26 protein-coding genes are annotated in these 26,204 nt (G+C 69.0%); 13 read left to right on the top strand and 13 right to left on the bottom strand.

The window, feature by feature from the left end:
• Positions 1-4: 4 nt before the first annotated feature.
• From ACT53U_RS06325 to fabD, 6 genes are all read right to left on the bottom strand, one after another.
• A complete protein-coding gene (locus ACT53U_RS06325; protein ID WP_476153581.1) occupies positions 5-892 on the bottom strand; it encodes a YicC/YloC family endoribonuclease in 888 nt (295 codons plus the stop codon).
• A gap of 89 nt (positions 893-981) precedes the next feature.
• On the bottom strand, positions 982-2,184 hold the full coding sequence (gene mltG, locus ACT53U_RS06330; protein ID WP_476153582.1) for an endolytic transglycosylase MltG: 1,203 nt from the start codon (positions 2,182-2,184) through the stop codon (positions 982-984).
• Positions 2,185-2,391: 207 nt separating this feature from the next.
• Positions 2,392-3,651, bottom strand: a complete 1,260-nt coding sequence (gene fabF, locus ACT53U_RS06335; RefSeq protein WP_476153583.1) for a beta-ketoacyl-ACP synthase II — start codon at positions 3,649-3,651, stop codon at positions 2,392-2,394.
• 351 nt (positions 3,652-4,002) lie between these two features.
• Complete coding sequence (locus ACT53U_RS06340) at positions 4,003-4,242, bottom strand: acyl carrier protein (protein ID WP_476135907.1); 240 nt, start codon at positions 4,240-4,242, stop codon at positions 4,003-4,005.
• A 441-nt stretch (positions 4,243-4,683) separates the two neighbouring features.
• Positions 4,684-5,421, bottom strand: coding sequence for a 3-oxoacyl-[acyl-carrier-protein] reductase (gene fabG / locus ACT53U_RS06345; protein ID WP_476153584.1), 738 nt, complete (start codon positions 5,419-5,421; stop codon positions 4,684-4,686).
• 23 nt (positions 5,422-5,444) lie between these two features.
• A complete protein-coding gene (gene fabD, locus ACT53U_RS06350; RefSeq protein WP_476153585.1) occupies positions 5,445-6,395 on the bottom strand; it encodes an ACP S-malonyltransferase in 951 nt (316 codons plus the stop codon).
• A 271-nt stretch (positions 6,396-6,666) separates the two neighbouring features.
• On the opposite strand from fabD, the gene trhA reads away from it, so the two are divergent.
• Positions 6,667-7,344 carry a PAQR family membrane homeostasis protein TrhA gene (gene trhA, locus ACT53U_RS06355; protein WP_476153586.1) on the top strand — a complete coding sequence of 226 codons (678 nt, stop codon included), beginning with the start codon at positions 6,667-6,669 and terminating at the stop codon, positions 7,342-7,344.
• Positions 7,345-7,452: 108 nt separating this feature from the next.
• Here trhA and ACT53U_RS06360 read toward each other — a convergent pair whose 3' ends face one another.
• Positions 7,453-9,648, bottom strand: a complete 2,196-nt coding sequence (locus tag ACT53U_RS06360) for a methyl-accepting chemotaxis protein (protein ID WP_476153587.1) — start codon at positions 9,646-9,648, stop codon at positions 7,453-7,455.
• Positions 9,649-9,934: 286 nt separating this feature from the next.
• A complete protein-coding gene (locus ACT53U_RS06365) occupies positions 9,935-10,756 on the bottom strand; it encodes a class I SAM-dependent methyltransferase (protein WP_476153588.1) in 822 nt (273 codons plus the stop codon).
• Positions 10,757-11,159: 403 nt separating this feature from the next.
• Between ACT53U_RS06365 and rpsF the strand changes: the two genes are divergently transcribed.
• The 6 genes from rpsF (at position 11,160) to ACT53U_RS06395 (ending at position 15,880) form a co-directional block, all read left to right on the top strand.
• Positions 11,160-11,612, top strand: a complete 453-nt coding sequence (rpsF, locus tag ACT53U_RS06370; protein ID WP_476153589.1) for a 30S ribosomal protein S6 — start codon at positions 11,160-11,162, stop codon at positions 11,610-11,612.
• Entirely contained in the window at positions 11,612-11,857 is a 246-nt protein-coding gene (gene rpsR / locus ACT53U_RS06375; RefSeq protein WP_476135895.1) for a 30S ribosomal protein S18, read from the top strand. Before rpsF ends, rpsR begins: the two co-directional genes overlap by 1 nt.
• Positions 11,858-12,031: 174 nt before the next feature.
• Positions 12,032-12,976 (top strand): DUF2232 domain-containing protein, encoded by a 945-nt coding sequence (locus ACT53U_RS06380; RefSeq protein ID WP_476153590.1) that lies wholly within the window; start codon positions 12,032-12,034, stop codon positions 12,974-12,976.
• Positions 12,977-13,011: 35 nt separating this feature from the next.
• Positions 13,012-13,572, top strand: coding sequence for a 50S ribosomal protein L9 (gene rplI, locus ACT53U_RS06385; RefSeq protein ID WP_476153591.1), 561 nt, complete (start codon positions 13,012-13,014; stop codon positions 13,570-13,572).
• A 125-nt stretch (positions 13,573-13,697) separates the two neighbouring features.
• Positions 13,698-14,225 (top strand): DUF2867 domain-containing protein, encoded by a 528-nt coding sequence (locus tag ACT53U_RS06390; protein WP_476153592.1) that lies wholly within the window; start codon positions 13,698-13,700, stop codon positions 14,223-14,225.
• A 164-nt stretch (positions 14,226-14,389) separates the two neighbouring features.
• On the top strand, positions 14,390-15,880 hold the full coding sequence (locus ACT53U_RS06395) for a replicative DNA helicase (protein WP_476153593.1): 1,491 nt from the start codon (positions 14,390-14,392) through the stop codon (positions 15,878-15,880).
• Positions 15,881-15,889: 9 nt separating this feature from the next.
• Here the strand turns inward: ACT53U_RS06395 and ACT53U_RS06400 are convergent, their stop codons facing one another.
• Positions 15,890-16,264 (bottom strand): hypothetical protein, encoded by a 375-nt coding sequence (locus tag ACT53U_RS06400; RefSeq protein WP_476153594.1) that lies wholly within the window; start codon positions 16,262-16,264, stop codon positions 15,890-15,892.
• A gap of 42 nt (positions 16,265-16,306) precedes the next feature.
• The gene (locus ACT53U_RS06405) at positions 16,307-17,536 is read right to left on the bottom strand and encodes an MFS transporter (RefSeq protein WP_476153595.1); all 1,230 of its coding nucleotides are present in this window, start codon (positions 17,534-17,536) and stop codon (positions 16,307-16,309) included.
• A gap of 137 nt (positions 17,537-17,673) precedes the next feature.
• On the opposite strand from ACT53U_RS06405, the gene alr reads away from it, so the two are divergent.
• Positions 17,674-18,783 carry an alanine racemase gene (alr, locus tag ACT53U_RS06410; protein ID WP_476153596.1) on the top strand — a complete coding sequence of 370 codons (1,110 nt, stop codon included), beginning with the start codon at positions 17,674-17,676 and terminating at the stop codon, positions 18,781-18,783.
• 4 nt (positions 18,784-18,787) lie between these two features.
• Here the strand turns inward: alr and ACT53U_RS06415 are convergent, their stop codons facing one another.
• Positions 18,788-19,339 (bottom strand): MOSC domain-containing protein, encoded by a 552-nt coding sequence (locus ACT53U_RS06415; RefSeq protein ID WP_476153597.1) that lies wholly within the window; start codon positions 19,337-19,339, stop codon positions 18,788-18,790.
• A 66-nt stretch (positions 19,340-19,405) separates the two neighbouring features.
• Complete coding sequence (locus ACT53U_RS06420) at positions 19,406-19,954, bottom strand: NAD(P)H-dependent oxidoreductase (RefSeq protein ID WP_476153598.1); 549 nt, start codon at positions 19,952-19,954, stop codon at positions 19,406-19,408.
• 180 nt (positions 19,955-20,134) lie between these two features.
• On the opposite strand from ACT53U_RS06420, the gene ACT53U_RS06425 reads away from it, so the two are divergent.
• Positions 20,135-20,518, top strand: coding sequence for a winged helix-turn-helix transcriptional regulator (locus ACT53U_RS06425; protein WP_476153599.1), 384 nt, complete (start codon positions 20,135-20,137; stop codon positions 20,516-20,518).
• 9 nt (positions 20,519-20,527) lie between these two features.
• Here the strand turns inward: ACT53U_RS06425 and ACT53U_RS06430 are convergent, their stop codons facing one another.
• Complete coding sequence (locus tag ACT53U_RS06430; RefSeq protein WP_476153600.1) at positions 20,528-21,301, bottom strand: isocitrate lyase/PEP mutase family protein; 774 nt, start codon at positions 21,299-21,301, stop codon at positions 20,528-20,530.
• Between the two features lie 68 nt (positions 21,302-21,369).
• On the opposite strand from ACT53U_RS06430, the gene radA reads away from it, so the two are divergent.
• The 4 genes from radA to ACT53U_RS06450 all read left to right on the top strand — a co-directional run bounded on the left by radA (position 21,370) and on the right by ACT53U_RS06450 (position 26,110).
• Entirely contained in the window at positions 21,370-22,866 is a 1,497-nt protein-coding gene (gene radA / locus ACT53U_RS06435; RefSeq protein WP_476153601.1) for a DNA repair protein RadA, read from the top strand.
• 258 nt (positions 22,867-23,124) lie between these two features.
• The gene (locus ACT53U_RS06440; RefSeq protein WP_476153602.1) at positions 23,125-23,772 is read left to right on the top strand and encodes a CvpA family protein; all 648 of its coding nucleotides are present in this window, start codon (positions 23,125-23,127) and stop codon (positions 23,770-23,772) included.
• Positions 23,773-23,862: 90 nt separating this feature from the next.
• The gene (gene purF / locus ACT53U_RS06445; RefSeq protein WP_476153603.1) at positions 23,863-25,332 is read left to right on the top strand and encodes an amidophosphoribosyltransferase; all 1,470 of its coding nucleotides are present in this window, start codon (positions 23,863-23,865) and stop codon (positions 25,330-25,332) included.
• Positions 25,333-25,381: 49 nt separating this feature from the next.
• Positions 25,382-26,110: an SDR family NAD(P)-dependent oxidoreductase gene (locus ACT53U_RS06450; RefSeq protein ID WP_476153604.1), complete on the top strand. Its 729-nt coding sequence runs from the start codon at positions 25,382-25,384 to the stop codon at positions 26,108-26,110.
• Positions 26,111-26,204 lie beyond the last annotated feature (94 nt).

Here is a 26,204-nt window from a genome sequence, read left to right on the forward strand (position 1 = left end):
GCGGTCACTCGATGTTCTGGATCTGCTCGCGCAGCTGGTCGACCACGGCCTTGAGGTCGAGACCGATGGCGGTCAGCTCGCGGTCGTTGGCCTTGGAGCAGAGCGTGTTGGATTCGCGGTTGAATTCCTGGGTCAGGAAGTCGAGCCGCCGGCCGATGGCGCCGCCGCCCGAGAGCATCTTGCGGGCCTCGGAGACGTGGGTCTTCAGCCGGTCGAGCTCCTCGCGGATGTCGGCGCGGGTGGCGATCATCACCGCCTCCTGCGCCAGCCGCTGCGGGTCGAGCGCGGGGACCGCGTCCATCAGCTCGGCGACCTGGGCGGCGAGCCGGGCGCGGATCGCCTCGACGGTGCGGGCGGGATGGGTCTCGGCGGCGAGCGTCAGGCGCTCGATCTCGTCGATCTGGCCGAAGAGCACGCGGCCGATCGCCTCGCCCTCGCCGGCACGCGCCGCGAGAAGGTCGGCGACGGCGTCGTCGAGCCCTGCCAGAAGGCCCGCATCGAGGGCCGCACGGGTCTCCTCGTCGTCTTCGGTCTCGGAGGTCTCGAGCACGCCCTTGATGGCGAGGATGCCGTCGAGGGTCGGGGCGGTGGCGTCGATCTTGTCGGCGACGCGGTTCATCGCGGCGAGGACGGCGGCGAGCACCTCCTCGTTGACGCGCAGCGTCGTCGCCGCGGTCTCACGGGCGAGCGTCAGCGTCGCCTGGACGTTGCCGCGGGTCAGCCGGTCGGTCAGACGCTTGCGCGACGCGATCTCCAGCCGGTCGAGGCCGGGCGGCAGGCGCAGACGGACGTCGAGGCCCTTGCCGTTGACCGACCGCAGTTCCCAGCTCCAGCGCTGGCCGGCGACCGAGCCGTCGCGGCGGGCGAAGCCCGTCATGGAATAGAGCGCCATCGATCACGACCCCCCGATGCACGGCGGGGGTCGCCGGACCGGCGCCCCCGTCTGATGTTCGACGTTGTTGGCGGCCGTGGTACGGCCGATCAGTTCGCGCCCGAGCCCTCGGTCGCCTTGCGGTTCTGCTCGATCTGGCGCCAGCGCGCGACGTTGCGGTTGTGCTCCTCGAGCGTCGTGGCGAAGACGTGACCGCCGGTGCCGTCGGCGACGAAGAAGATCTCGTCGGTGCGCGAGGGGTTGGCCACCGCCTCGAGCGCGGCGCGGCCCGGATTGGAGATCGGGCCCGGCGGCAGGCCGGCGATGCGGTAGGTGTTGTAGGGGTTCGGCGAGGCGAGATCGGCGCGGGTGATCGTCCGTCCCTCGAGCCAGGCCTTGCCGCCGTAGAGGCCGTAGAGCACGGTCGGGTCGGTCTCGAGCCGCATGCCGCGCTTCAGCCGGTTGATGAAGACGGCGGCGACGCGCGGACGCTCGTCGGCCTTGCCGGTCTCCTTCTCGACGATCGAGGCGAGGATCACCAGATCGCGCGGCGTGGCGAGCGGCAGACCCGGCGAACGATGCGCCCAGACGTCGGCGACGCGACGCTCCATCGCCTTCTTCATCTGCTCGATGATCTGCTCGCGCGTGGTCGAGCCGATCGAGAAGGAATAGGTGTCGGGCAGCAGCGAGCCCTCGTCCGGGATCACCGTGATCTTCTTGCCCGAGATCGTCGCGGTGTCGTTGAGACGGGCGACGATCTGCTCGCTCGACCAGCCTTCCGGGAAGGTCAGGCGATGCTGGACGGTGCGGCCTTCGGCGATGTCCTCCATCACCTCGCGCATCGAGGCGCCGGGGGCGAACTCGTATTCGCCGGCCTTGAGCTTGTCGGTGGTGGCGCCGAGCTTGGCGGCGAGCGAGAAGGTGGTGGCGTCGGAAATGACGCCCTTCTTCTCCAGGATGTCGGCGATCACGCCGGTCGAGGCGGCATTGGGGATCAGCACCACGGCCGGGGCGGTCAGCGGGCCCTTGGCGTCGAAACGCTGGCGCGCCAGCCAGGCGAAACCGCCGAGGCCGAGCACGATCACCGTCAGCACGGTGAAGATGCCGTTGAGGAAGTTCACCGTCGACGAGCGGGCCGCCTTGGAACGCTTGGGCGGCGGCGGCACCTCGGTCGGCTCGATCGCGGCGCGCGGGCTCTTAGGCACGGTGGTGCGGGCGGGCTCGACGGGCGCGGCCTCCGGTGCCACCGGAGCGGCGGCGGGAGCGGGCGCGGGAGCCGGCGTGGCGGCCGTCTCTGCGGTGGAAGCGGGCACTTCGGCCGAATTCGGCTGAGGAACGCCTCCGGCCCCGTTCGACTCGTTGTTGTCAGACGTCATGACACCTCGCGGCGCGAATGGCCGAATCGACCCGTGGTCGGCGACGACACAACGGGAGGAACATGGCAAAACCACGTTCCGCGGGCGGGACGGCGGGGCGGACCCCGCCGACGGCACATCCGAGGGGGCACGCCCCTCGCCGGCTCATTCCGGTTTGCGGAAGATCACGGTGGCGTTGGTGCCGCCGAAGCCGAAGGAGTTGGAGAGGACCACGTCGATCTTCTTCTTCTTCGGCACGTGCGGCACGAGGTCGAGCCTGGTCTCGACCGAGGGATTGTCGAGGTTGATGGTCGGCGGGCAGATCTGATCGCGGATCGCCAGGATCGAGAAGATCGCCTCGATCGCGCCGGCGGCGCCGAGCAGATGGCCGGTCATCGACTTGGTCGAGGACATCGCCGCCTTCTCGGCGTGGTCGCCGAGGATGCGCTCGACGGCGCCGAGCTCGATGCCGTCGGCCATGGTCGAGGTACCGTGGGCGTTGATGTAGTCGATCTCGGAGACCGCGATGCCGGCCCGCTTGATCGCCGCTTCCATGCAGCGATAGGCGCCGTCGCCGTCCTCAGAGGGGGCGGTGATGTGGTGAGCGTCGCCCGACAGACCGTAGCCGATGACCTCGGCGTAGATCTTGGCGCCGCGGGCCTTGGCGTGCTCGTACTCCTCGAGCACGACGATGCCGGCGCCCTCGCCCATCAGGAAGCCGTCGCGATCCTTGTCGTAGGGACGCGAGGCGCGGGTGGGCTCGTCGTTGTAGGAGGTCACCAGCGCGCGGGTGGCGCAGAAGCCGGCGATCGACAGGCGGTTCACCGCCGATTCGGCACCGCCCGCCACCATCACGTCGGCATCGCCCAGCGCGATCAGACGCGCGGCGTCGCCGATGGCGTGGGTGCCGGTCGAACAGGCGGTGACGACGGCGTGGTTCGGGCCCTTGAGCCCGTGCTCGATCGACACGTAGCCGCCGGCCAGATTGATCAGGCGGCCGGGAATGAAGAAGGGCGAGATGCGGCGCGGGCCGCGTTCCTTGAGGGTCAGCGAGGCCTCGTAGATGCCGCCGAGACCGCCGATGCCGGAACCGATCAGCACGCCGGTGGCGAGCTGGTCCTCACGGGCTTCGGGATGCCAGTCGGCGTCGTTCAGAGCCTGCTTGGCAGCGGTCATGGCGAAGACGATGAACTCGTCGACCTTCCGCTGCTCCTTGGGATCCATGAAGAGGTCGGGATTGTAGGTGCCGTTGGTGCCGTCGCCGCGCGGAATGCGCGCCGCGATCTTGCACGGCAGGTCGTCGACCTGGAAATCGGTGATGCGAACCGCGCCGCTCTTGCCGGCGAGGATGTTCGACCAGGTCTCCTCGACACCGCAGCCCAGCGGCGTGACCATGCCCAGACCCGTGACGACCACTCGACGCATCGCGACCTCGCTTCTCTATCTCCCGCCGATCGTCGACATGCGTCCGCGCGCGGGCGGACCGGGGAGGAGCATCGGAGGAACGCGACGGAAGGGTCGAAACGCACATCGCTCGGCCGGGGGGCGGGAGCCCCGACGATGCGATCGCGGTCGACGCCGTCCGCGCCCGTGGGCCCGAGCGAGCCGATCGAAAGGACGAACCGCCGCGGGAGGCGCGAGGCATCCGCGACGGAACGACGATCGGGCGGGCGCCCACGGCAGGGATCACCCGACGCATGCACGCCGGCCACGGGGGCCGGCGCGCGGATTCTCGTCAAGAAACGCCTTGGTCCGCGGATCGCGGACCCGACGGGATCAGGCCGAAACGTTCTTCTCGAGGAACTTGACCGCGTCGCCGACGGTCAGGATGGTCTCGGCGGCATCGTCCGGAATCTCGACGCCGAATTCTTCCTCGAACGCCATGACCAGCTCGACCACGTCCAGCGAGTCGGAGCCGAGGTCGTCGATGAAGCTCGCGTTCTCGGTCACCTTCTCGGCGTCGACGCCGAGGTGCTCGACCACGATCTTCTTCACGCGTTCAGCGATGTCGCTCATGTGCTCTTCTTCCCAGTACAGGATAAACCGACCCCGAAAACACCGACCTCATGCCGGCGCCCCGATGCGAAACTCCAAAAGACGCGGTCACGGCTCGCGCCGCTGCCGCGGGCGCTCTCCGCGGAGGAGGAGATCCCTCCGACCGCCGTCGCGCGCCTTGCCCGTTCGGTCCGCGACGCCCTTCGGCGACCGACCGCTCACGGAATGTTCGACGATCTCGCCCCCCGGCCGAAGAATCGGAACCCTACGGGTCCCTCACCCTCGTGATCGTCATGCCGTTCCCCCGAAACGCTGCTCTCGCATCTCGTCCCGAAGGTCCGACGGCCCCGCCGCTGAGGGCGGGACCGGGGTGGTTGCTAGCACACTTTCCCGACCTTGACCAGTCGCCGGAGCGCATCGGGAAAATGGCGGAAAACCCCGAAAGCTCGGGAATTTTCCCTGTCAGATCATGGCCATGCCGCCATTGACGTGGAGCGTCTGGCCGGTCACGTAGGACGCCTCGTCGCTGGCCAGGAAGACCACGGCGGCGGCGATTTCCTCCGGCGTGCCGAGGCGACCGGCGGGAACGGCACCGAGGATGCCTTCCTTCTGCTTGTCGTTCAGCGCGTCGGTCATCGGCGTGGCGATGAAGCCCGGCGCGACGCAGTTGACGGTGATGTTGCGGCTGGCCACTTCCTGGGCGAGCGACTTGGACATGCCGATCATGCCGGCCTTGGCCGCGGCATAGTTGCCCTGGCCCGGATTGCCGGTGACGCCGACCACCGAGGTGATCGAGACGATGCGGCCGTGGCGGCGCTTCATCATGCCCTTCACCGCGGCGCGGGCGAGGCGGAAGGTCGAGCCGAGGTTGACCTCGAGCACCTGATCCCACTCCTCGTCCTTCATGCGCATGAAGAGATTGTCGCGGGTGATGCCGGCGTTGTTGACCAGCACGTCGAGCCGACCGAGCTTGGCTTCGACCGCCGGGATCAGGCCGTCGACCGAGGCGCGGTCGGAGAGATTGGCGACGAAGACCTCGGCACGCTCGCCGAGTTCCGCCTTCAGTGCCTCGAGCACCGCCTCGCGGGTGCCGGAGAGGGCCACGGTGGCGCCGCGGGCATGCAGAGCCTTGGCGATGGCGGCACCGATGCCGCCGGTCGCGCCGGTGACGAGGGCGACCTTGCCGGTGAGATCGAACATGGGCTTCTCCTCAGACAATCGTATCAGCCGCCTCGGACAAGGGCGGCGACCACCTTCTCGACGTCGTCGGGCGTGCCGACCGGCACCGCCTCGACGCCCTCGACGATGCGCTTGACCAGACCGGACAGGACCTTGCCCGAGCCGATCTCACAGAGACGCGTCACGCCCTGGCCGGCGAGATACTGCACGCTCTCGCGCCAGCGCACCGTGCCGGTGACCTGCTCGACGAGACGGCGGCGGATTTCCTCAGGGTCGGAGATCGCGGCGGCGAGCACGTTCGAGACGACCGGCACCACCGGGCGGACGATCGCGACCTTCGCCAGCGCCTCGGCCATGGCGTCGGCGGCGGGCTGCATCAGCGCGCAATGGAAGGGGGCGGAGACGTTCAGCATCATGGCGCGCTTGGCGCCGCGGCCCTTGGCGATCTCGACCGCCCGCTCGATCGCCGCCTTGGAACCGGAGACCACGACCTGACCGTCGGCATTGTCGTTGGCGGCCTGACAGACCTCGCCCTGGGCCGCTTCCGCGGCGACCGCCACGGCGTCGGCGAAGGAGAGGCCGAGGAGCGCCGCCATGGCGCCCTCACCGACCGGCACGGCGGCCTGCATGGCGCGACCGCGGATCTTGAGGAGGCGGGCGGTGTCGGCGATCGACAGGCTGCCGGCGGCGGCGAGCGCGGAATATTCGCCGAGCGAGTGGCCGGCGACGAAGGCGGCGTCGCGGGCGACCGAGACACCCTTCTCCTCGAGCACGCGCAGGGCGGCGAGGGAGACGGCCATCAGCGCCGGCTGGGCGTTCTCGGTCAGGGTCAGCTCGGTCTCGGGGCCTTCCCACATCAGGGTCGAGAGCTTCTGACCGAGCGCGTCGTCGACCTCGGCGAAGACGCGCGCGGCGGTCGGATAGGCGTCGGCGAGCGCCTTACCCATGCCGACGGCCTGGGAGCCCTGTCCGGGGAAGGTGAAAGCGGTGCTCATGGAAGCTGCCCTCGTGGGATCGTTCTTCTTTGTCATCGGCCGCGTCGGCCGTCGAGAGGCGGCAGGCCCGCCTCGGGAGCGGGAGAGACCCTCAGACGGGGCAAGAGTCAAGTCGAACCGCCGCTCGAGCCGCCTCGACGCGCATTTTCCGACGAAAATCGCATCGACGACCTCCGGCGACGCCGTCTCATGTCATATACGTATTCGTCATCCTCATGCCGGTTCCGATGATGTATGCTGGCAACCGTCGTCATTCTTCCGAGGGGTCGGCATGTCGCTTCCCGAGAACCATCCGCGTCTGTTCAAACGTGTCTACAGCCAGGGCGAACTGGTCGCCGACGGTGTGGTGCACGGTCTCGCCATTCTCGCAGGCATCGTCGCCTTTCCCGTGCTCTTCGCGCGGGTCGTGGCGACGGGGGCGGCGAGCGACGCGGTCGCCCTGGGCATCTACGCCCTCGGCTTCTTCCTGATGTTCGGCTTTTCATGTGCCTACAACATGACGCCGCCGTCGTCGCTGAAGTGGCTGCTGCGGCGATTCGACCATTCCGCGATCTACGTCATGATCGCCGGCACCTACACGGCGCTGCTGGTCCGCCTCGACGACCGCTTCTGGGCCTGGACGCTGATCGCGCTCGTCTGGATCGGTGCGCTCGGCGGCACGATCCTCAAGCTCGCCCTGCCCGGCCGGCTCGATCGGCTGTCGATCGCGCTCTACCTGCTGCTCGGCTGGGTCGTGGTGATCGCGCTCGGACCGCTGATCGCCTCGCTGCCGACGGCGACGATGATCCTGGTGGCGATCGGCGGCGCGCTCTATTCGATCGGCGTCGTCTTCTACAAGTGGGAACGGCTGAAGTACCAGAACGCCATCTGGCACGGCTTCGTCGCGGTTGCCGCCGGCTGTCACTGGGCCGGCATCGCCGTGGCGCTGGGCGGCCCGGCGGCAGTGTGAGCCAAGCAGCGATCCCCGCACGGGAACGACGAGAAAAAGAAGCCGCCGGAGATCTCCGGCGGCTTCTTTCGTTTCCCGGCGTCGCGCGACGAGGAGGAAGTCGCGACGTCAGGCAGCGCGGACGGTGGCGAGGAAGCGGTTCAGCACCTCGCGCAGCGTGTCGGACTGGCGCACCAGGCCTTCGGCCGAGTGCATGACCACGTCGGCGGCCTCGGCGGTCTCGCCGGCGGCACGATCGATCGCGCCGACGTTCGAGGTGACCTGCCGGGTGCCCGACGACGCCTGGGTGACGTTGTGGGCGATCTCGCGGGTGGCCGCGCCCTGCTGGTCGACGGAAGCCGCGATGGTGGCCGCGATGCGGTTCATCTTGTCGATCGTGCCGGTGATCTCGACGATCGCGGCGGCCGACCCTTGCGTCGAGGTCTGGATCTCGCCGATCTGGGTGGCGATCTCCGAAGTGGCCTTCGAGGTCTGGTCGGCGAGCTGCTTCACTTCCGCGGCGACGACCGCGAAACCCTTGCCGGCTTCACCGGCGCGGGCGGCCTCGATGGTCGCGTTGAGGGCGAGCAGGTTGGTCTGGCCGGCGATGTTGGAGATCAGATCGACCACCAGACCGATCTTCTGCGCCGAGTTCGACAGTTCGCGAACCTTGGCGGCGGTGGCTTCGGCATCGCGGGCGGCGATCGAGGCGACATGGGCCGATTCGTCGACCTGACGCTTGATCTCGCCGATCGAGGCGGAGAGTTCTTCCGCCGCCGAGGCGACGGTCTCGACGTTGACCGAGGCCGCGCCGGAGGCGGTCGCCGCCATCGAGGACTGGGTCTGCACGCGGGCGGTGGCGCCGGTCATGGTGGTGGCGGCATCGCGGAGGTGGCCGGAGGCGTCGACGACGCCGGTGACGACCTCGCCCATGGTGCGCTCGAACTCGTCGGCGAGGCGGGCCATCGTGTCGCGACGTTCGGCTTCGCGGCGCAGACGCTCGGTCTCGGCCTGGGCGTTCTTCTCGAGCGCTTCCTGTTCGACGCCGACGCGGATGCGGTCGACGGCGCGGGCGATGTCGCCGATCTCGTCGCGACGGTCGGAACCGGCGATCGAGTCGATGGTCTCACGGGCGGCGAGCTTCTCGAGCGCCGCGGTGAGGCGGCGGATCGGATCGGCGATGCCGCGGCCGACGAGCGCCATGGCGATCAGCGCGGCGACGGCGACGGCGAGGCCGACCATCAGCTGGTTGCGCAGGTCGGCGTTCGACTGGTCGGAGAGGGCCTGCGACAGACGCGCGGCCTCGGCCATGACGTCGGTGCGCGGCACGTCGACCATCACCGACCAGGTGTCGCCGGTGCGGCCGAGGGGAATCGGCGAGAAGATGGTGAGGGCGTCGGACGCGGAGTCGTGCGTGATCAGCGCCTTGCCGTCCTTGATCGCCGCGAGATCGGTCTTGGCGTTCTTGTCGATCGCCGAGAGCGGCCCGCCGATGGCTTCCGGGTGACCCGAGGAAGCGATCACCAGACCGGTCGAGGAGACGATCGTGACCGTGCCCTTGCCGTTGTAGATCGAGCTGTCGACCTTCTCGGCCAGGCGCTGGACGAAGGAGAGGTCGAAGTCGGCACCGGCGACGCCGGCGAAGTGGCCGCCGATCTTGATCGGAACCGACATGGTGGCGAGATAGACCGCCTTGCCCTGCACGATGTAGGGCAGCGGCGCCAGGATGTTCTCGCGACCGGTCTCCTGCGGCTTGAGGAACCAACCGCCCTTCATCACGCCGTTCGGGTGGAGGTCGCGGCTGTCGTATTCGACCAGCGGCTGGAGCGCGATCTTGCCGGCGGCGTCGCGCGTCCAATAGGGCAGCGCGCGGCCGGTATCGTCGGAACCCACCTTCTTGGCGCCGACGTTGGCGAAGTCGTTGCCGTCGAGGGCGTTGGGCATCCAGGCGCTGTAGGTGCCGTTGAAGCGCGGATTGTCTTCGAGCACCTTCAGGAGAACCGTGTTGAGCTGCTTGCGGCGCAGGCCGCGCTCGGTGCCGCCGCTCGCCTCGTCGGCGGCGATGGTCTCGAGCGCTCGGGCCATGTTGCGGGCGGCGTCGAAGGCGCTGTCGACCTCGGTGCGGATGGTGCCGGCCTGATGGGCGGCGAGGCGCTCGAGCGACTCGCGGCTGGTCCGGTCGAGCAGATCGCCGACGGTCGCGTCGACGTTGCGGGCGCTGCGGTTGCCGGCGACGATGCCGTAGCCGAGCAGCGCGCCCGTCGCGGCAAGGACACAGACGGTCGACAGGACCATGACGCGCGTACCGATGGAATGGATGTTCATGGCGAAGAATCCGCTGGTCGTTGTTTTGACGGATCCTCGATCCTCACGATTAACCAATCGTTGACGCGACGAATTACGGTGCTGAAATTTCGGTCGGCCCGTCCAGTATCAGCACCAATGTACAATAGAAACACGTAGAGAAAACGTTCTCGCGTTATGTTCCATACGTGAAAACACCCCGACGCCTCAGACGAAAGTCGCCGGAAAGTAAAGTTCGATGGGTTTTTACAATTTTTGATACATGAATTTTCGAATCGACCGGCGAACACGTCCCGAACGCCGCGCGTCAGCCGCGCGGCTCGGAGTGGCCCTTGCCGGTCTTGACGAGAACGACCTGCTGATAGGCATGCAAGATCCGGCAGGAACCGGCCTTGATCCGCACCAGCGCGGCGACGGCGGAGGCCGGGTTGTCGAGCGGATCGGAATAGTAGCGCCAGAGGTAGTCGTCGAAGATCATGACGCCGCCGACCTTCAGCGCGGCGAATGCATCGAAGGCGTCGTGGACCACGTCGTCGGCGAAGTGCGACCCGTCGACATAGATGAAATCGAAGCGTTCCTGATCGCGATGGACGGCGAAATAGTCGCGCGAATAGCCCTTGAACTTGACGATTCGCCCGGCGTGAGCGGCGTTGTTGCGATCGAAACGGGCCTCGACGCGGGACATTTCGGCGACGACGCCGTGATCGGCGTCGTGGTGCTCGTCGCCGCCGCTCCAGGTGTCGACGCAGGTCAGCCGCGCCTGCGGCAGGGTGTCGAGCAGGAAGAGGCTCGACATGCCCTCCCAACTGCCGATCTCGAGGGCCTCGACGGCGTCGCGACGATCGAGCCCGGTCTCGCGGACGACCGACAGCCACATCGGCACGTGGTCGACGAACCAGCGGCCGGAGAAGTCGAGCGTCTCGGTCTTGGCGACGAAGGCCGCCTTGGCGTCGAAATACTCGCGTTCGATCGCCTCGCGGGCGAAGCCGTCGACGAAGTTGCGGGCGACGAGCGGCCAGGGTGCGCCGGTGCGCCGCATGAACCACAGCGTCTTGCGCAGGAAGCGCGAGAGGTTCCAGACCCTCTTGTGCAGCCGATGGAACGGTCCGCGCGCTCTGTTGCGCTTCATGGTGTCTCTCCCCCCTCGTCGGCGACGCGACCGTCCGCCCCTGCCGCGTCCCTCGAAACCGATGTAACGAGAAGCCTCGTGCGCGTACATGCCGCGATCGTCTAGACCACGAGGGAGAAACGGCGCCTTTCTCCTTGCATTCGGCCGAAAAATCCGTAGAACCCACCCATTCCGTCGGACGTTCGGCCGGGGGCTGAACGGACGGTCGTGCCGTTTTTCGGGAGAAATCCTCGAAGAATCGACGCGACAGGGTCTCATCCGAGACCCGTCGTCCCGTGTCTCCGCTCTCCGTCAGGTCAATGGTTTTCGGGGTCTTCCTCGTGAGGCTCCCCGAGAGGCTATGCGCCGCGATCGACGGAAGACGGACCCGACGGGTCCGTCGAGCAACGAGGAAGGAACATCCATGCCGCTCTACGAGCACGTTTTCCTGGCGCGCCAGGACGTGTCGACGCAGGCCGTCGATACGCTGATCGCGCAGTACAAGTCGATCGTCGAGGGCCTCGGTGGCCAGGTCACCAAGGTCGAGAACTGGGGCCTCAAGTCCCTCGCCTATCGCATCAAGAAGAACCGCAAGGCGCACTACGCGCTGATGAACATCGACGCGCCGGCCGCCGCCGTCGCCGAGATCGAGCGCCAGCAGCGCCTCTCGGAAGACGTCCTGCGTTCGCTGACCATCCGCGTCGACGAGCTCGAGGAAGGCCCGTCCGTCATGCTGCAGAAGCGTGACCGCGACGAGCGTCGCGACGACCGCCGTGGCGGCGATCGCCCCGACCGCGGCGACCGTGGTGACCGTGGCCCGCGCCGCGATCGCGGCCCGCGTCGTGACGAAGAGTTCGGTGAGGAGGAGAACGCGTGATGGCCGAATCGACCCAGCAGGCCCGCCGGCCCTTCTTCCGTCGTCGCAAGACCTGCCCGTTCTCGGGCGCCAATGCGCCGAAGATCGACTACAAGGACGTCAAGCTCCTGCAGCGCTTCGTTTCCGAGCGCGGCAAGATCGTCCCGTCCCGCATCACGGCGGTCTCCGCCAAGAAGCAGCGCGAGCTCGCCAAGGCGATCAAGCGCGCCCGCTTCGTCGGCCTTCTGCCGTTCGTGATCAAGTGATCCGACGCGGCCTTCGCGCCGCGTGACGACATCGGGGGAGCGGGCACCGCTCCCCCTTTTCCTCCTCGCGAGGTGGCGAACACGACGGGCCACGACACGTCGTCGGAACGATCGGGCTGGGGTGCGTGGCGCCTCTAACCGCTCTCGGGCACGAGACGGGACAGCTGGACTTCGATGAAGAACACGAACACCGCAACATCCATCGTGATCGGCGTCGGCGCGGGCCTCGGCTCGGCGCTCCTGTTCGCGTCTCTGGTCGGCGGAAGCGTTCTCACCGTTCCCCTCTTCGCCGCTTCGCCGCTGCCGATCATGGCGGCCGGCCTCGGCTTCGGCCCGATCGCGGCGGCCGCGGCGGTCATGACGGCCGCGCTGGTGCTGGTCTTCGAACTGGGCACGCCCGCCGCCCTCGTCTCGCTCGGCGCCGCCGGCGTTCCGGCGCTGGTGCTGTCGGGTCTGGTCGAGCGCGACGACGACGGCTTCTGGTTCCCGGCCGGCCGGATCGTCACCATCGCCGCCGTCGTCATGGCGATCGCCACCGCGCTCGGCGCGCTCGGCATCGGCTTCGATCCCGTCCGCACCGGCCACGAAGTGGTCGCCGCCTTCCGCGAGATGCTGGTCGCCGCCGGCACACCGGCGACCCAGATGCCCGACGCGATGGCGATCGAGCCGCTGATCTTCGCCTCCGTCCGGCTGATGCCTGCCTTCTTCCCGGCCTTCTGGACTCTGGTGCTGGCGCTCGATCTGGTGATCGCGCTGCGCGTGCTGCGCCGTTTCGGCCGGGTCGATCGGCCGCGCGAGGATCTGGCGATGGTCGAGATCTCGCCGATCGTCGGCCTCGTCTTCGCCGCCGCCTTCGCCGGCGCCTTCGTGCCGGGCTCGCTCGGCGTGCTCGCCTCGATCGCGGCGGGTGCGGCCTTCGCGCCGCTGTTCCTGGTCGGCATGGGGCTGCTCACCCACGTGACGCGCGCCACCGACATGCGGTGGATCCTCCGGGCGACGGCCTACGGCCTCGTCCTGCTCTTCCCCATCGCAGCGCTGGTGATGGCGCTGGCGGGGATCGCCGAAACCTTCCTCGGCCTGCGCCGGCGCCCGACGCCCGGCGACGCCGACCGAACCTGAATTCCAAACCCCACACATCGAAACGGAGAAGACCCATGGAAGTGATCCTGCTGGAACGTATCGGCCGCCTCGGCCAGATGGGCGACGTCGTCAAGGTCAAGGACGGCTACGCCCGCAACTTCCTGCTGCCGCGCGGCAAGGCCATGCGCGCCAACAAGGCCAACCGCGCCTATTTCGAGACCCAGAAGGTCCAGCTCGAGGCCCGCAACCTCGAGCGCAAGGCCGAAGCTCAGGCGGTGTTCGAGAAGCTCGACGGCAAGTCCTTCGTCGTCGTGCGCTCGGCCGGCGAGATGGGCCATCTCTACGGCTCCGTCTCGGCCCGTGACGTGGCCGACCTCGTGGCCGCCGGCGGCTTCACCGTCGAGCGCGGTCAGGTCGAGCTGAAGGCCCCGATCAAGGCCATCGGCCTGCATCAGGTCGCCATCCAGCTGCATCCGGAAGTCGAAGCGACCGTGACCGTCAACGTCGCCCGTTCGGCCGACGAAGCCGAGCGTCAGGCCCGCGGCGAGGAAGTGCTGGTTCGCGAGGACGACAACCTGTTCGAGCGCGAAGTCGGCCCGATCACCGACGAAGAAGGCTATCACAGCGAGGACTGATCGCGGCCCGGGCGAAAGCCCCCGCGATCCCACCTGTGGGACGAGACGAGAGAGCCGGGCGGCGACGCCCGGCTCTTTTCGTTTGGCGACGTCCGTGCGATGCCGGTGACGAAGGAGATCCGCCGATGCCCTCCCCCGATCGCGTGACGAGCCGCCCCGTTCCCGAAGTCTCGCGCCTCGCCGCGGCGGCACGCGACTGGGCCGACTGGATCGACTGCTGGGAGGCGCCGGTGTCGCGCCCCGACGTGACGCCGATCGCGGTCTTCCGCGCAACGATAGGCCGCGCCCCGGTGTGGCTCGACGCGGCGCTGCAGCTACGCGACCGGATCGTCGCGCCGTTCGGCCTCACCACCGTCGGCGCCTTCGCCGATCGGCCCATGCCCGCGGAACCCGCGGTCGGCGATCGCGTCGGGATCTTCCCCGTCGTCGCGGTCCATCCCGACGAGTTGATCCTCGGCATCGACGACGCCCATCTCGACTTCCGCCTGTCGATCCTGCGCTTCGCCGAAGCCGGCGAGGAGAAGGCGGCGATCGTCATGGTGTTGAAGCGCCACAACCTCCTCGGCCGGCTCTACATGCTTCCCGTGGGGCCGATCCACCGCCGGCTGGTCCGCGGCATGATGTGCCGCGCGGTGGCCGAGGGCGCGATCTGAGCCCCCCATCTGCAGCCTGCACGGGTCAAGGCGTCTCGTCGGCGCGGGCCATCAATCCTGTGGACGAGCGGGTATGACGACGGGATGACTTCCGTGGGCGCGGGCACGCGGTTAAGAAACCGTGAACCCGAAAAAGCCGGTCTCCCGAGAAAGCCGCCCGCCCGATGAAGCCGCCCGTCCGTCGCGTCGAGGACACCGTCCCGGCGCTCGCCCGTACCGCTCCGCACAACGTCGAGGCCGAACGCCAGCTGCTCGGCGCGATCCTCGTCAACAACGAGACCTACTATCGCGTCTCCGACTTCCTCGAAGCGGCGCATTTCTTCCTGGAGCCGCACAAGGAGATCTACGAGCGCATCGGGTTGATGATCCGCGCCGGCAAGACCGCCTCGCCGATCACGCTCAAGACCTTCTTCCCGGCCGATCAGAACATCGCCGACATGAGCCCGACGCAGTATCTGCTGCGGCTCGCCTCCGACGCCACGACGATCATCAACGCCGAAGACTACGGCCGCGTCGTCCAGGAACTCGCCACCCGACGGAACCTGATCCGCATCGGCGAGGACATGGTCAACATCGCCTATGACGCGCCGGTCGACATGCCGCCGCGCGCCCAGATCGAGGACGCCGAGCGGCGGCTGTTCGAACTGGCCGAGGCCGGGCGCTACGACGGCGGCTTCGTCACCTTCTCGGACGCGCTGCGCGGCTCGATCGAGATGGCGGCTGCCGCCTTCCAGCGGCAGGGCAAGCTCTCGGGCATCTCGACCGGCATTTCCTCGCTCGATGCCCGTCTCGGCGGTCTGCAGCGCTCGGATCTGGTGATCCTCGCCGGCCGTCCCGCCATGGGCAAGACGTCGCTCGCCACCAACATCGCCTTCAACATCGCCGCCGCCTATCGCGCCGAGGAGCGCGCCGACGGCACGCTGGAGACGATCGACGGCGGCATCGTCGGCTTCTTCTCGCTGGAAATGAGTTCGGAACAGCTCGCCACGCGTATTCTCTCCGAGCAGGCCGAGATCCCGTCGAACAAGATCCGCCGCGGCGACATCTCCGATGCCGAGTTCGAGAAACTGGTCGGCGCCTCGCAGATGATGCAGTCGGTGCCGCTCTACGTCGACCAGACCGGCGGCATCTCGATCGCCCAGCTCGCCGCCCGCGCCCGCCGCCTCAAGCGGCAGAAGGGGCTCGACGTGCTGATCGTCGACTACCTCCAGCTGCTCACCGGCTCGTCCAAGAAGGGCGACAACCGCGTGCAGGAGATCACCGAGATCACCACCGGCCTGAAGGCGCTGTCGAAAGAGCTGAACGTGCCGATCGTGGCGCTGTCACAGCTGTCGCGTCAGGTTGAAAACCGCGAAGACAAGCGGCCGCAGCTCGCCGACCTTCGCGAATCCGGCTCGATCGAGCAGGACGCCGACGTCGTCATGTTCGTCTATCGCGAAGAATACTATCTCAAGAACCAGGAGCCGCAGGAAAAGGGCACCGACGCCTGGTTCAAGTGGGAAGAGAAGTTCAACCGCATGCGCGGCATCGCCGAAGTCATCGTCGGCAAGCAGCGTCACGGACCGACGGGGTCGGTGGAACTGCACTTCGCCGGCGAATACACCCGCTTCTCCGACCTCGCCCGCGAGGACTTCGTGCCCGACCGGCACGAGTGAGGGTGGGCGTCAGCGCTTCTTCCAGGCATCGAAGACCTTGGTCGTCTCGACGATCCATGTCGTTTCCCGAGCCGATGGCGAAGAAACGCTGCGGCCGAGTTTTCGTGCCAGTTCGAAGAACCCGGTCCCCGGTCGACGATCCCCGCTCTTGTGGACGACCAGAACCGAGAGCATGCCGCGGCCGGCCGCATCCTCCTCGATCGAGATCTCTTCGAGAATTCGGTAGAGACGCGGGTCATCGGCGGAAAGCGGTGCGGAGGCGAGCCCTCGCACCAGCTCCGAATAGCTGACGGTGTGCCCGGCTCGCGCGTGGCCGACGAGGCGATCTCGCAGTTCGCGGACGACTTCGGATCCGAGAGTTCCGTCTCGAGCAGGCAATGGCATCGGGGGCTCCGTGGCATGGGAAGCCCGCGAATATTCGGTTGCTCAATCCGTTTTGGCAATCACCCATTGTGACGCCAGTTGCCCGACGTGCAGCAGGCCGACGAAGCCGACCACGCCGGCCCAGGCGCCCCATTCCCAGAAATGGCCGCCGAGCGCGCCGAGAACCGACGAGCCGAGGTAGTAGGCGAGCAGGTAGAGCGAGGAGGCGTGCGCCTTGTCGGCCTTCGCCCGCGCCCCGACCCAGCCGCCGGCGACCGTGTGGGCGGCGAAGAAGCCGGCGGTCAGCAGCGCGATGCCGACGACGACGAGCGCGAGGGGGGCAGCGAGCGTCAGCAACAGGCCGGCGCCCGACAGCGCGATGCCGGCGGCGAGTACCTTCGCCCGGCCGAAGCGGTCGGCGCTCGCACCCGCCAACGGCGAGGCGACGATGCCGGCGAGATAGACGGTGAAGATGGCGCCGACCGCCGCCTGACCGAGCCCGTAGGGCGGCGCCATCAGGCGGAAGCCGACGTAGTTGTAGACGCTGACGAAGCCGCCCATGGCGAGGAAGGCGATCGCGAAGAGCGCCAGGAGGCCGGGGTCGCGCAGGTGGCGGCCCCAGGCGGCGACGTGGGGCGCGAGCCCTCGGCTCGGCTCCGGGCGGAAGTTGCGCGAGGCCGGCAGGAGCGCGAGGAAGCCGAGGGCGGCGAGGAGGCCGAGCACGCCGATCGCGGCGAGCGCCATGCGCCAGTCGGAATGTTCGGCGACGAGGCCGGTGACGACGCGCCCCGCCATGCCGCCCGCCGCGTTGCCGCCGATGTAGAGGCCCATCGCCGTGCCGAGGCCGGCCGGCTCGATTTCCTCGGCGAGATAGGCCATGGCGACGGCCGGCGCACCGCCGAGCGCCAGACCCTCGAGCGCACGGAGCACCAGCAGCACCGGCCAGGTCGGGGCGAAGGCGACCGCGACCTCGAGCAGCGCCGCGACGATCAGCGAGGCGAACATCAGCGGCTTGCGCCCGAGGCCACGCGACAGGGCGCCGGCGGCGACGATCGAGACGGCGAGGCAGCCGGTCGAGACCGACAGGGCGAGCGAGCTCTCGGCCGCCGAGAGCGAGAAGACACGGGCGAGATCGGGCAGCAGCGGCTGGACGCAGTAGAGCTGCGAGAAGATCGCGTAGCCGGAGAGAAACAGCGCCACGTTGATGCGCAGGAAGGCGACGGAGGCGCGCCGCGTCCACACGGGCGCGGGCGGGGCGTCGGGTTCTGCGGGCGGATGATCGGGCGTCGTCATGGGTCTCGTCCTCGGCCCCGAACGGAACATGTTCGCGCGGGCAGGAAAAGAGGCCGCGTGCAGATCCGCTTCCCACGACGGCGAGATCGGCGTCGCCTCGCCTTGACGTCGCCGGTTTTTGGACGCTCCCTCCCGCCATGACCGACGCCTGCCCCCGCCCGACTCGCCTCCTCGTCGACACTGCCGCCATCGTCGCCAATCGACGACGCATCCTCGCCGAGACCCGCGGCGTGCCCGCGGCCGGCGTGATCAAGGCGGATGCCTACGGCACCGGCGCGGCGGAAGCGGCACGCGCGCTCGCCGCCGACGGCTGCGACACGTTCTTCGTCGCCCATGTCGGCGAGGGCGTCGCCGTGCGCGCGGCGCTGGGCGACGCGACGGCACGGATCTTCGTCCTCAACGGCCTTCTCACCGGCACCGAGGCGACGCTCGCCGCGCATCGGCTCGCGCCCGTGCTCGGCTCGATGCCGGAGATCGAGGACTGGGCCACCTTCGGCCGGGCGCACGGCGGGCCGCTTCCCTCCGCGGTCCATGTCGACACCGGTATGAACCGCCACGGGCTGAGCCTCGCGGAAGCCCGCGCCTTCGCGGCACGCGGCGATCTCGTCGCGGCGAGCGGCGCCGTCGTGGTGATGAGCCATCTCGCCTGTGCCGACGAGCCGGAGCATCCGCTGAACCGCACGCAGCTCGAGCGGTTCCGGTCGATCCGGCCGCTCTTTGCCGGACTCCAGGCGTCGCTCGCCAATTCGGCCGGGGTGTTCCTCTCGCCCGACTACCATTTCGATCTGGTGCGGCCCGGCGTCGCGCTCTACGGCGGGGCGATCCGCTCCGGCGAGGCCTCGCCGATGCGGCCGGTCGTCACGCTCGAGGCGACGATCCTGCAGATCCGCGACGTGCCCGAAGGCGAGAGCGTCGGCTACGGCGCACGGCGGACGACCAAGCGGCCGACGCGGCTGGCGGTGCTCTCGGTCGGCTATGCCGACGGCTTCCATCGCACGGCCTCCTCATCGGACGCGGGTGGCGGTGGACGCGGCGTCCTCCACGGGGTCTCGGTGCCGATCTTCGGGCGGATCTCGATGGATCTGCTCGTCGTCGACGTCACCGACGTGAGCGCCGCGGCGCGGGGCGACCGGGTCGAGCTGATCGGGCCGCACGTCACGCTGCAGGAGGTCGCGAGCGCCATGGGCACGATCGACTACGAGGTGCTGACCAGCCTCGGCCGCCGCTACGAGCGCGTCGAGCGCTGACGCTTCAGACCCGTTCGAGCCGTGCCCATGGGCGCGGTGGCCGCTCGACCGTGATCCGGTCTGCGGGCCGCACGATGCCACCGACGACGACCAGACCCATGACGCCCGCCTTGCGCAGAAGCGTTCCGTCTTCGGCGCGATCGAGCACGGCGGCGAGCAGACCCTTGCGGAAATGTTCGATCTGAGCGCAGGGATTGCGCAGGCCGGTCAGCGTGACGACGGCGGCGGCGCCGATCGTCAGACGCGTCCCGACGGGCATGGCGAGAAGATCGACCCCGCGCGTCAGCACGTTCTCGCCGAGATCACCCGGCGACAACGCGAAACCCTTCGGCGCGAGTTCGTCGAAGAGTTCGCTCTGGATCAGATGAATCTGCCGGAGATTGGGCTGCGTCGGATCGACGGCGACGCGCGAACGATGCCGTACCGTCCGACCGCAATGGGCGTCACCTTCGACGCCGAGACCCGCGAGAAGGCGGATCTCCGCCATCGGACGTTTGGAAAAGGCATGGGCGTCGTGCGCCGCCACCGCCAACACCTCGCCCTCGTCGCCGCTCATCTCGCCCCCCGTCGTCGAACGGGGGCCGTACACCCATTCGACGACGGTTCGACGACGATGATCCGATCACGCGGCGAGCGCTTCCTCGCGGTCGACCAGCCAGTCGGCATAGGCGGCGGCGCTGGCGGCGATCTGGTCGTCGGAGAGGCCCCACATCGCACCCTGCAGGGTGAAGACCGGCAGATATTCGGCGCGGACGAAGCGGGCGATGCCCTGGATCGGACGCAGCAGCTCGTCGAGCGTCCAGGCATTCTGGGCGCCGGCGCGATAGGCGTCGGCCTTGCCGCCGGTCGAGACCGCGACGCCGATCGCCTTGCCCTCGAGCGCGTCACCGCCGGGCCCGTAGACGAAGCCGTAGGCGAGGACGTCGTCGAACCACTGCTTGAGCAGCGCCGGCGTCGAGAACCAGAACATCGGGAACTGGAAAATCACGCGATCATGGGCGCGCACCAGCGCCTGTTCGGCGGCGACGTCGATCTTGCCGTCGGGATAGGCGCGGTAGAGATCGTGGACGGTGACGTCGCCGGCGGCGGCGGCCGCCTTCGCCCAGGCGGCGTTGATCTTCGACTTCGAAAGGTCGGGATGGGCGAGGATGACGAGGGTCTTCTTGCTCATGGGGGCTGCTCTCGCTTCGGATGAGGAATACGGTTCGGGATCGACTTACGGATCGTATGTCGGTATATATTTGGAACCGACACGCGATCCCGCCGCAAGAAGGGAGCGAAATGTTCGTCGGTATCATCGGCGTAACCGAGCATCGCCCGCGGGCGGCAAGAGCGCCGCGAGGAGAGAGACATGACGCTGCATCGGTCGAAGGCCTGCGACGCGAACGACTGCCCGATCCGCGACGTTCTCGATCGGCTCGGCGATCGCTGGACGGTGCTGGTGCTCCGGACGCTCGCCGACGGCACGCTGCGCTTCACCGAGATCCGCCGCCGCATCGAGGACATCTCGCAACGCATGCTCGCCCAGACGCTGCGCCGGCTGGAGCAGGACGGGCTGGTCAGCCGCACCGTCCATCCGACCATCCCGCCACGCGTCGACTACGCGCTGACCGATCTCGGCCGCTCGATGCAGGAACCGCTCGTCGCGATGATCGTCTGGGCGGTCGACAACCAGGCAGAGATCCGCGCCGCCCGCGCAGCCTACGTGCCGCCGCCGGTCGCGACGGCACTGTGACGACACCCCTCAGCAGAACGCCGGATCGCGCGGGGCGACGCGCCCTTCCTCGACGAGCAGCCGCACGGCACCGTCGAAACCCTTCCAGGCGGCGGCGGCGAGCGCACCGCCGAGGCTGACACGACGCACGCCCGCCCGCGCGAGAGCGTCGACCCGGAGATCAGCCCAGAGCAGCACGTTGACCGGCTTCGGCGCCACCGCCGCGACCACTTCGGCGACCGCGCCGAGGTCCGACAGGCAGGGCGCGTAGAGACAGTCGGCGCCGGCCTGGGCATAGGCGACGAGCCGCTCGACCGTGTCGGCGAGGTTAGCCGTGCCGAGCAGGATCCCCTCGGCGCGGCCGATCAGCATCACGTCGGCGCCGGTCGCGGCGATCGCCTCACGCGCCGCGGTCAGCCGTTCAACCGCCTCGCTCGCATCAAAGAGCCGCCCGCCGCGCTGGTCCTCGATCGACAGGCCGGCGATGCCGGTCGCGACCGCCGCGGCGACATTGGCGGCAAGTTCGTCGAGACCCGTGGCGTAGCCGTCCTCGAAGTCGGCGTTGACCGGCAGATCGGTCGCGGCGGCGAGGCGGGCGAGATGATCGAGCACCTCGTCGCGGCTCACCTCGCCATCGGACCTGCCGAGCGACCAGGCGAGACCCGACGAGGTCGAGGCGACGGCGGAGAAGCCCGCGGCCTCCAGCCGCCGCAGGCTGCCGAGGTCCCACGGGTTGGGCAGGACGAAGCAGCCCTCGCCGTGGAGGGCGCGAAAGCGGGCGCGTTTTTCTTCCACCGCGATCATCGTCGCCCCCCCCTGTACAAAACAAGAACATCATGCCAATCTCGCCGCCGACGTCAAGAGGAGATCCCATGGCCAAGCGCACCACCCGTTTCGTCTGCCAGAACTGCGGTTCGGTCACCGCGCGTTGGGCGGGGCGCTGCGACGGGTGCGGCGAGTGGAACACGATCGTCGAGGAGGTCGACGGCGGCGCGGGCGGCGTCGGCGGCGCACCGACGGCGATCGCGGTCTCGACCAAACGCGGCCGTGTCGTGCCGCTGGTGGCGCTGTCGGGCGAGGCCAAGGAGGCACCGCGCATCGCCTCGGGCATCGGCGAGCTCGACCGGGTGACCGGCGGCGGGTTCGTCCGCGGCTCGGCGATCCTGGTCGGCGGCGACCCCGGCATCGGCAAGTCGACGCTGCTGATTCAGGCCGCCGCCAAGCTCGCGGATGCCGGCCACCGTGTCGTCTACGTCTCGGGCGAAGAGGCGATCGGGCAGGTGCGGCTCCGGGCCGAGCGACTGGGCCTGTCGGCGGCGCCGGTGGCGCTCGCCGCCGAGACCTCGGTCGAGGACATTCTGGCGACGCTCTCGGCAGGGCCGACGCCGGCGCTGGTCGTCATCGATTCCATCCAGACGCTGTGGACCGAACTCGCCGATTCGGCCCCCGGCACGGTCACCCAGGTGCGCACCGCGGCGCAGGCGCTGATCCGCTACGCCAAGGGCAGCGGCGCCACCGTCGTCCTCGTCGGCCACGTCACCAAGGACGGCCAGATCGCCGGCCCGCGCGTGGTCGAGCACATGGTCGACGCGGTGCTCTATTTCGAAGGCGACGGGGCGCGGCAGTTCCGCGTGCTGCGCTCGGTCAAGAACCGATTCGGCGCGACCGACGAGATCGGCGTCTTCGAAATGTCGGGCGCCGGCCTGCGCGAGGTCGCCAATCCGTCGGAACTCTTCCTCGGCGAACGCGACGGGCGCTCGCCCGGCACCGCCGTCTTCGCCGGCATGGAGGGCTCGCGACCGCTGCTCGTGGAGATCCAGGCACTGGTCGCCCCGACGGCGCTCGGCACCGCCCGGCGCGCCGTGGTCGGCTGGGACGGCAATCGGCTGTCGATGATCCTCGCCGTGCTCGAGGCCCATTGCGGCCTCAGGCTCGGCAGCCACGACGTCTATCTCAACGTCGCCGGCGGCCTGCGCATCGCCGAACCGGCGGCCGATCTCGCGGTTGCCGCCGCGCTCGTCTCCTCGCTCTCGGGCGCCCCCCTGCCGCCGGAGAGCGTGTTCTTCGGCGAAGTCGGGCTCTCCGGCGCCGTTCGACCCGTGGCGCGCGGCGACGCCCGGCTGAAGGAGGCCGAGCGGCTCGGCTTCCGCGCCGCGGTCGCACCCGCCGGCTCGACCGGCGAGAAGGGCGGCGGCGAGGAGCGCAAAGGGCGCCCCGAGCCCGCGACCAGCCTCGACGTCGCCGAGATCGACGTGCTCGCCGGCCTCGTGGCGCGGATCGCCGCCGGATCGGGCGGGCGCATCGTCCATCGCACCGCCGAGGAACGGCCGCGGGTGGCGGCGCGGGGCGAGAATATCCGATCGGTGTGACGGCTCGGGCCGGCCCCGTCGACGGCTCCTCGCGTCGCAGGAACGTCACAGGGACGCGAGACCGACGTTTTCGGGCTGGACCGGCGGCGCCGCGTCGCGTATCGAAACGTCGGCGAAAGGCGACGGAGAGGCTCTCCACCGCCGCAATCGTCGTTGCCTCCGTCGCGGCGTCGTCGCCGACGGGCGGTTCGGGGAACGAGATCGATCGACGGGTCCTGGGCGACCGGGCGGCGATCGGGTCGGACGAGGTCTGAAACGATGGATTTCATCACGCTTCTCGACGGAATCGTCGTCGTCGTCGTGCTGGTCTCGGCGCTGCTCGCGATGTACCGCGGTTTCCTGCGGGAAGTGCTGTCGATCGGCGCCTGGGCCGCGGCCGCGATCGTGGCGGTGCTGTTCTACAAGCAGATGCTGCCGACCGTGAAGGTCTACGTGCCGAACGACATGGTGGCGACGATCACCACCATCGGCGGCCTGTTCCTGGTCACCCTGCTGTTCGCCAGCTGGGTGACGATGAAGATCTCCGACTTCGTGCTCGACAGTGCCTTCGGCGCGCTCGACCGCACCTTCGGCTTCATCTTCGGCGCGGCGCGCGGCCTGCTGCTGTTGGTCGTCGCCATCCAGTTCTTCAACGGCTTCGTTCCGGTCCAGCAGCAGCCCCACTGGGTGGCGGCGGCCAAGTCGAAGCCGATCCTCGATGCGCTCGGCGCCAAGTTGCTCGCGGCCCTGCCGGAGAACGCCGAGGAGATCATCCTCAAGAAGCTCAAGCCCAAGGCGCCGGCCGACGAGGGCGCGCCGGCCGAGCCGGGCGTGGCGCCCGGCAAGACCGGCGAGGCGCCGATCTATCGCAACGGCGAGAAGAAGCAGCTCGAGCAGATGATCGGATCCCAGGGCCGCACGCCCTGATCGGATGCACGAAACGACGGGAGCGTCGCTCGGACCCGGGCGGCGCGATCGGCCATTGAAGACGACCCACGGGCGAAGGCGAGAGGCGAGATGACGGATCGCGACGGCTGGACGTTCGGCGACGAGCACGACGACCATTTCCACGACGAATGCGGCGTCTTCGGCGTCTACGGGCACCCGGAGGCGGGAGCGCTGACGGCTCTGGGGCTGCATGCCCTGCAACACCGCGGCCAGGAGGCGGCCGGTATCGTCACCTACGACGGCCAGCACTTCCACGTCGAGCGCCACATCGGTCTCGTCGGCGACAACTTCGCCAAGCCGGCGGTGATCGCCCGCCTCAAGGGCAACCGCGCCATCGGCCACACCCGCTATTCGACGACCGGCGCGCAGGTGCTGCGCAACGTCCAGCCGATGTTCGCCGAGTTCCACGGCGGCGGCTTCGCCGTCGCCCACAACGGCAATCTCACCAATGCGCTGACGCTGCAGCGCCAGCTGCAGCTGCGCGGCTCGATCTTCCAGTCGACCTCCGACACCGAGACGGTGCTGCATCTCGCCGCGACCTCGTCGAAGGGGCCGCTGGTCGACCGTTTCGTCGACGCGCTGCGCCAGATCGAGGGCGCCTATGCCTTCGTCGCCATGTCCGAGAAGAAGATGATCGGCGTGCGCGATCCGCTCGGCGTGCGTCCGCTGGTGCTCGGCGACGTCGATGGCTGTTTCGTTCTGGCGTCGGAGACCTGTGCGGTCGACATCATCGGCGGCACCGTCATCCGCGAGGTCGAGCCGGGCGAGATGGTGGTGATCACCGACGAGGGGCTGGAGAGCTTCCGCCCCTTCGCGCCGACCGCCTCGCGCTTCTGCATCTTCGAATACGTCTATTTCGCCCGGCCGGATTCGGTCTTCGGCGACACCAACGTCTACACGGTCCGCAAGCGCATCGGCGCGGAACTGGCGCGCGAGGCGCCGGTGGCCGCCGACGTCGTCATCCCGGTGCCGGATTCCGGCAATCCGGCCGCCATGGGCTTCGCGGAGGCCGCGGGCCTGCCGTTCGATCTCGGCATCATCCGCAATCATTACGTCGGCCGTACCTTCATCCAGCCGACCGACGCGATCCGCCACATGGGCGTCAAGCTGAAGCACAATCCCAATCGTTCGGTGATCGAGGGGCGTCGCGTCATCCTGGTCGACGATTCGATCGTGCGCGGCACCACGTCGCAGAAGATCGTGCAGATGGTGCGCGACGCCGGCGCCAAGGAGGTGCACATGCGCATCGCCTCGCCGCCGACCACCGACCCGTGTTTCTACGGCGTCGACACGCCGGAGAAGGCCAAGCTGATCGCGGCGCGGATGTCGCTCGAGGAGCTCGCCGCCTACATCAACGTCGACAGCCTCGCCTTCCTGTCGATCGACGGTCTCTATCGCGCCGTCGGCGAGAGCGACCGCAACGCCAAGTGCCCGCAGTTCTGCGACGCCTGTTTCACCGGCGACTATCCGACCCGGCTGACCGACCGGGCGCTGGCCGGCGACGTGCGCGCGCTCGACCTGCTGGTCGAATCCCAGTGACCGGAGGGCGAGAGCCCTCCCCTCCCCGCCTGCCGGAGTGATCCCGCCGATGACCGACAAACCCCTCGCCGAGCGCATCGCGCTCGTCACCGGTGCCTCGCGCGGCATCGGCTACACGCTGGCCAAGGAGCTGGCGCGGGCCGGCGCCCACGTGGTGGCGGTCGCCCGCACCCAGGGCGGTCTCGAGGAACTCGACGACGAGATCCGCGGCTTCGGCGGCTCGGCGACGCTGGTGCCGGTCGACCTGACCGACGGCCCGGCGATCGACCGGCTCGGCGGCGCGCTCTTCGAGCGCTTCGGCAAGCTCGACATCCTGATCGGCAATGCCGGCACGCTCGGCCCGACGGGGCCGCTGTCGCATGCCGCGCCGAAGGACTTCGACAAGGTCGTCGCCGTCAACATCACCGCCAACTGGCGGCTGGTGCGCTCGATGGAGCCGCTCCTCAAGCTCGCGCCGGCCGGCCGCGCGGTGTTCCTGACCTCGTCGGCCGCCCGCCGCATCCGCGCCTTCTGGGGCCCCTACGCCATGTCGAAGGCGGCGCTCGAGGCGATGGTCGCGACCTGGGCGAAAGAGCTCGAGATCACCGCGGTCAAGGTCAACTGCATCAATCCGGGGCCGCTGCGCACCGCGATGCGGGCGGCCGCCATGCCGGGCGAAGACGTCGAGACGCTCGATCGGCCGGACGTGCTGGTGCCCAAGCTGATGGAGCTGGTCTCCCCCACCCTCGACGTCTCGGGCAGGGTCTGGGACCACCCGTCGCAGAGCTGGCTCGCCTGAGGCGACTGCCCACGATCTCGGCAAATGACGACTTGACCCACGGCCGGCGAGCCTTCATGGTCCGCCCCGTCGGGGAGTAGTCGCCGCTGTCTTC

The organism is Pinisolibacter sp. DMC19, assembly GCF_056313985.1.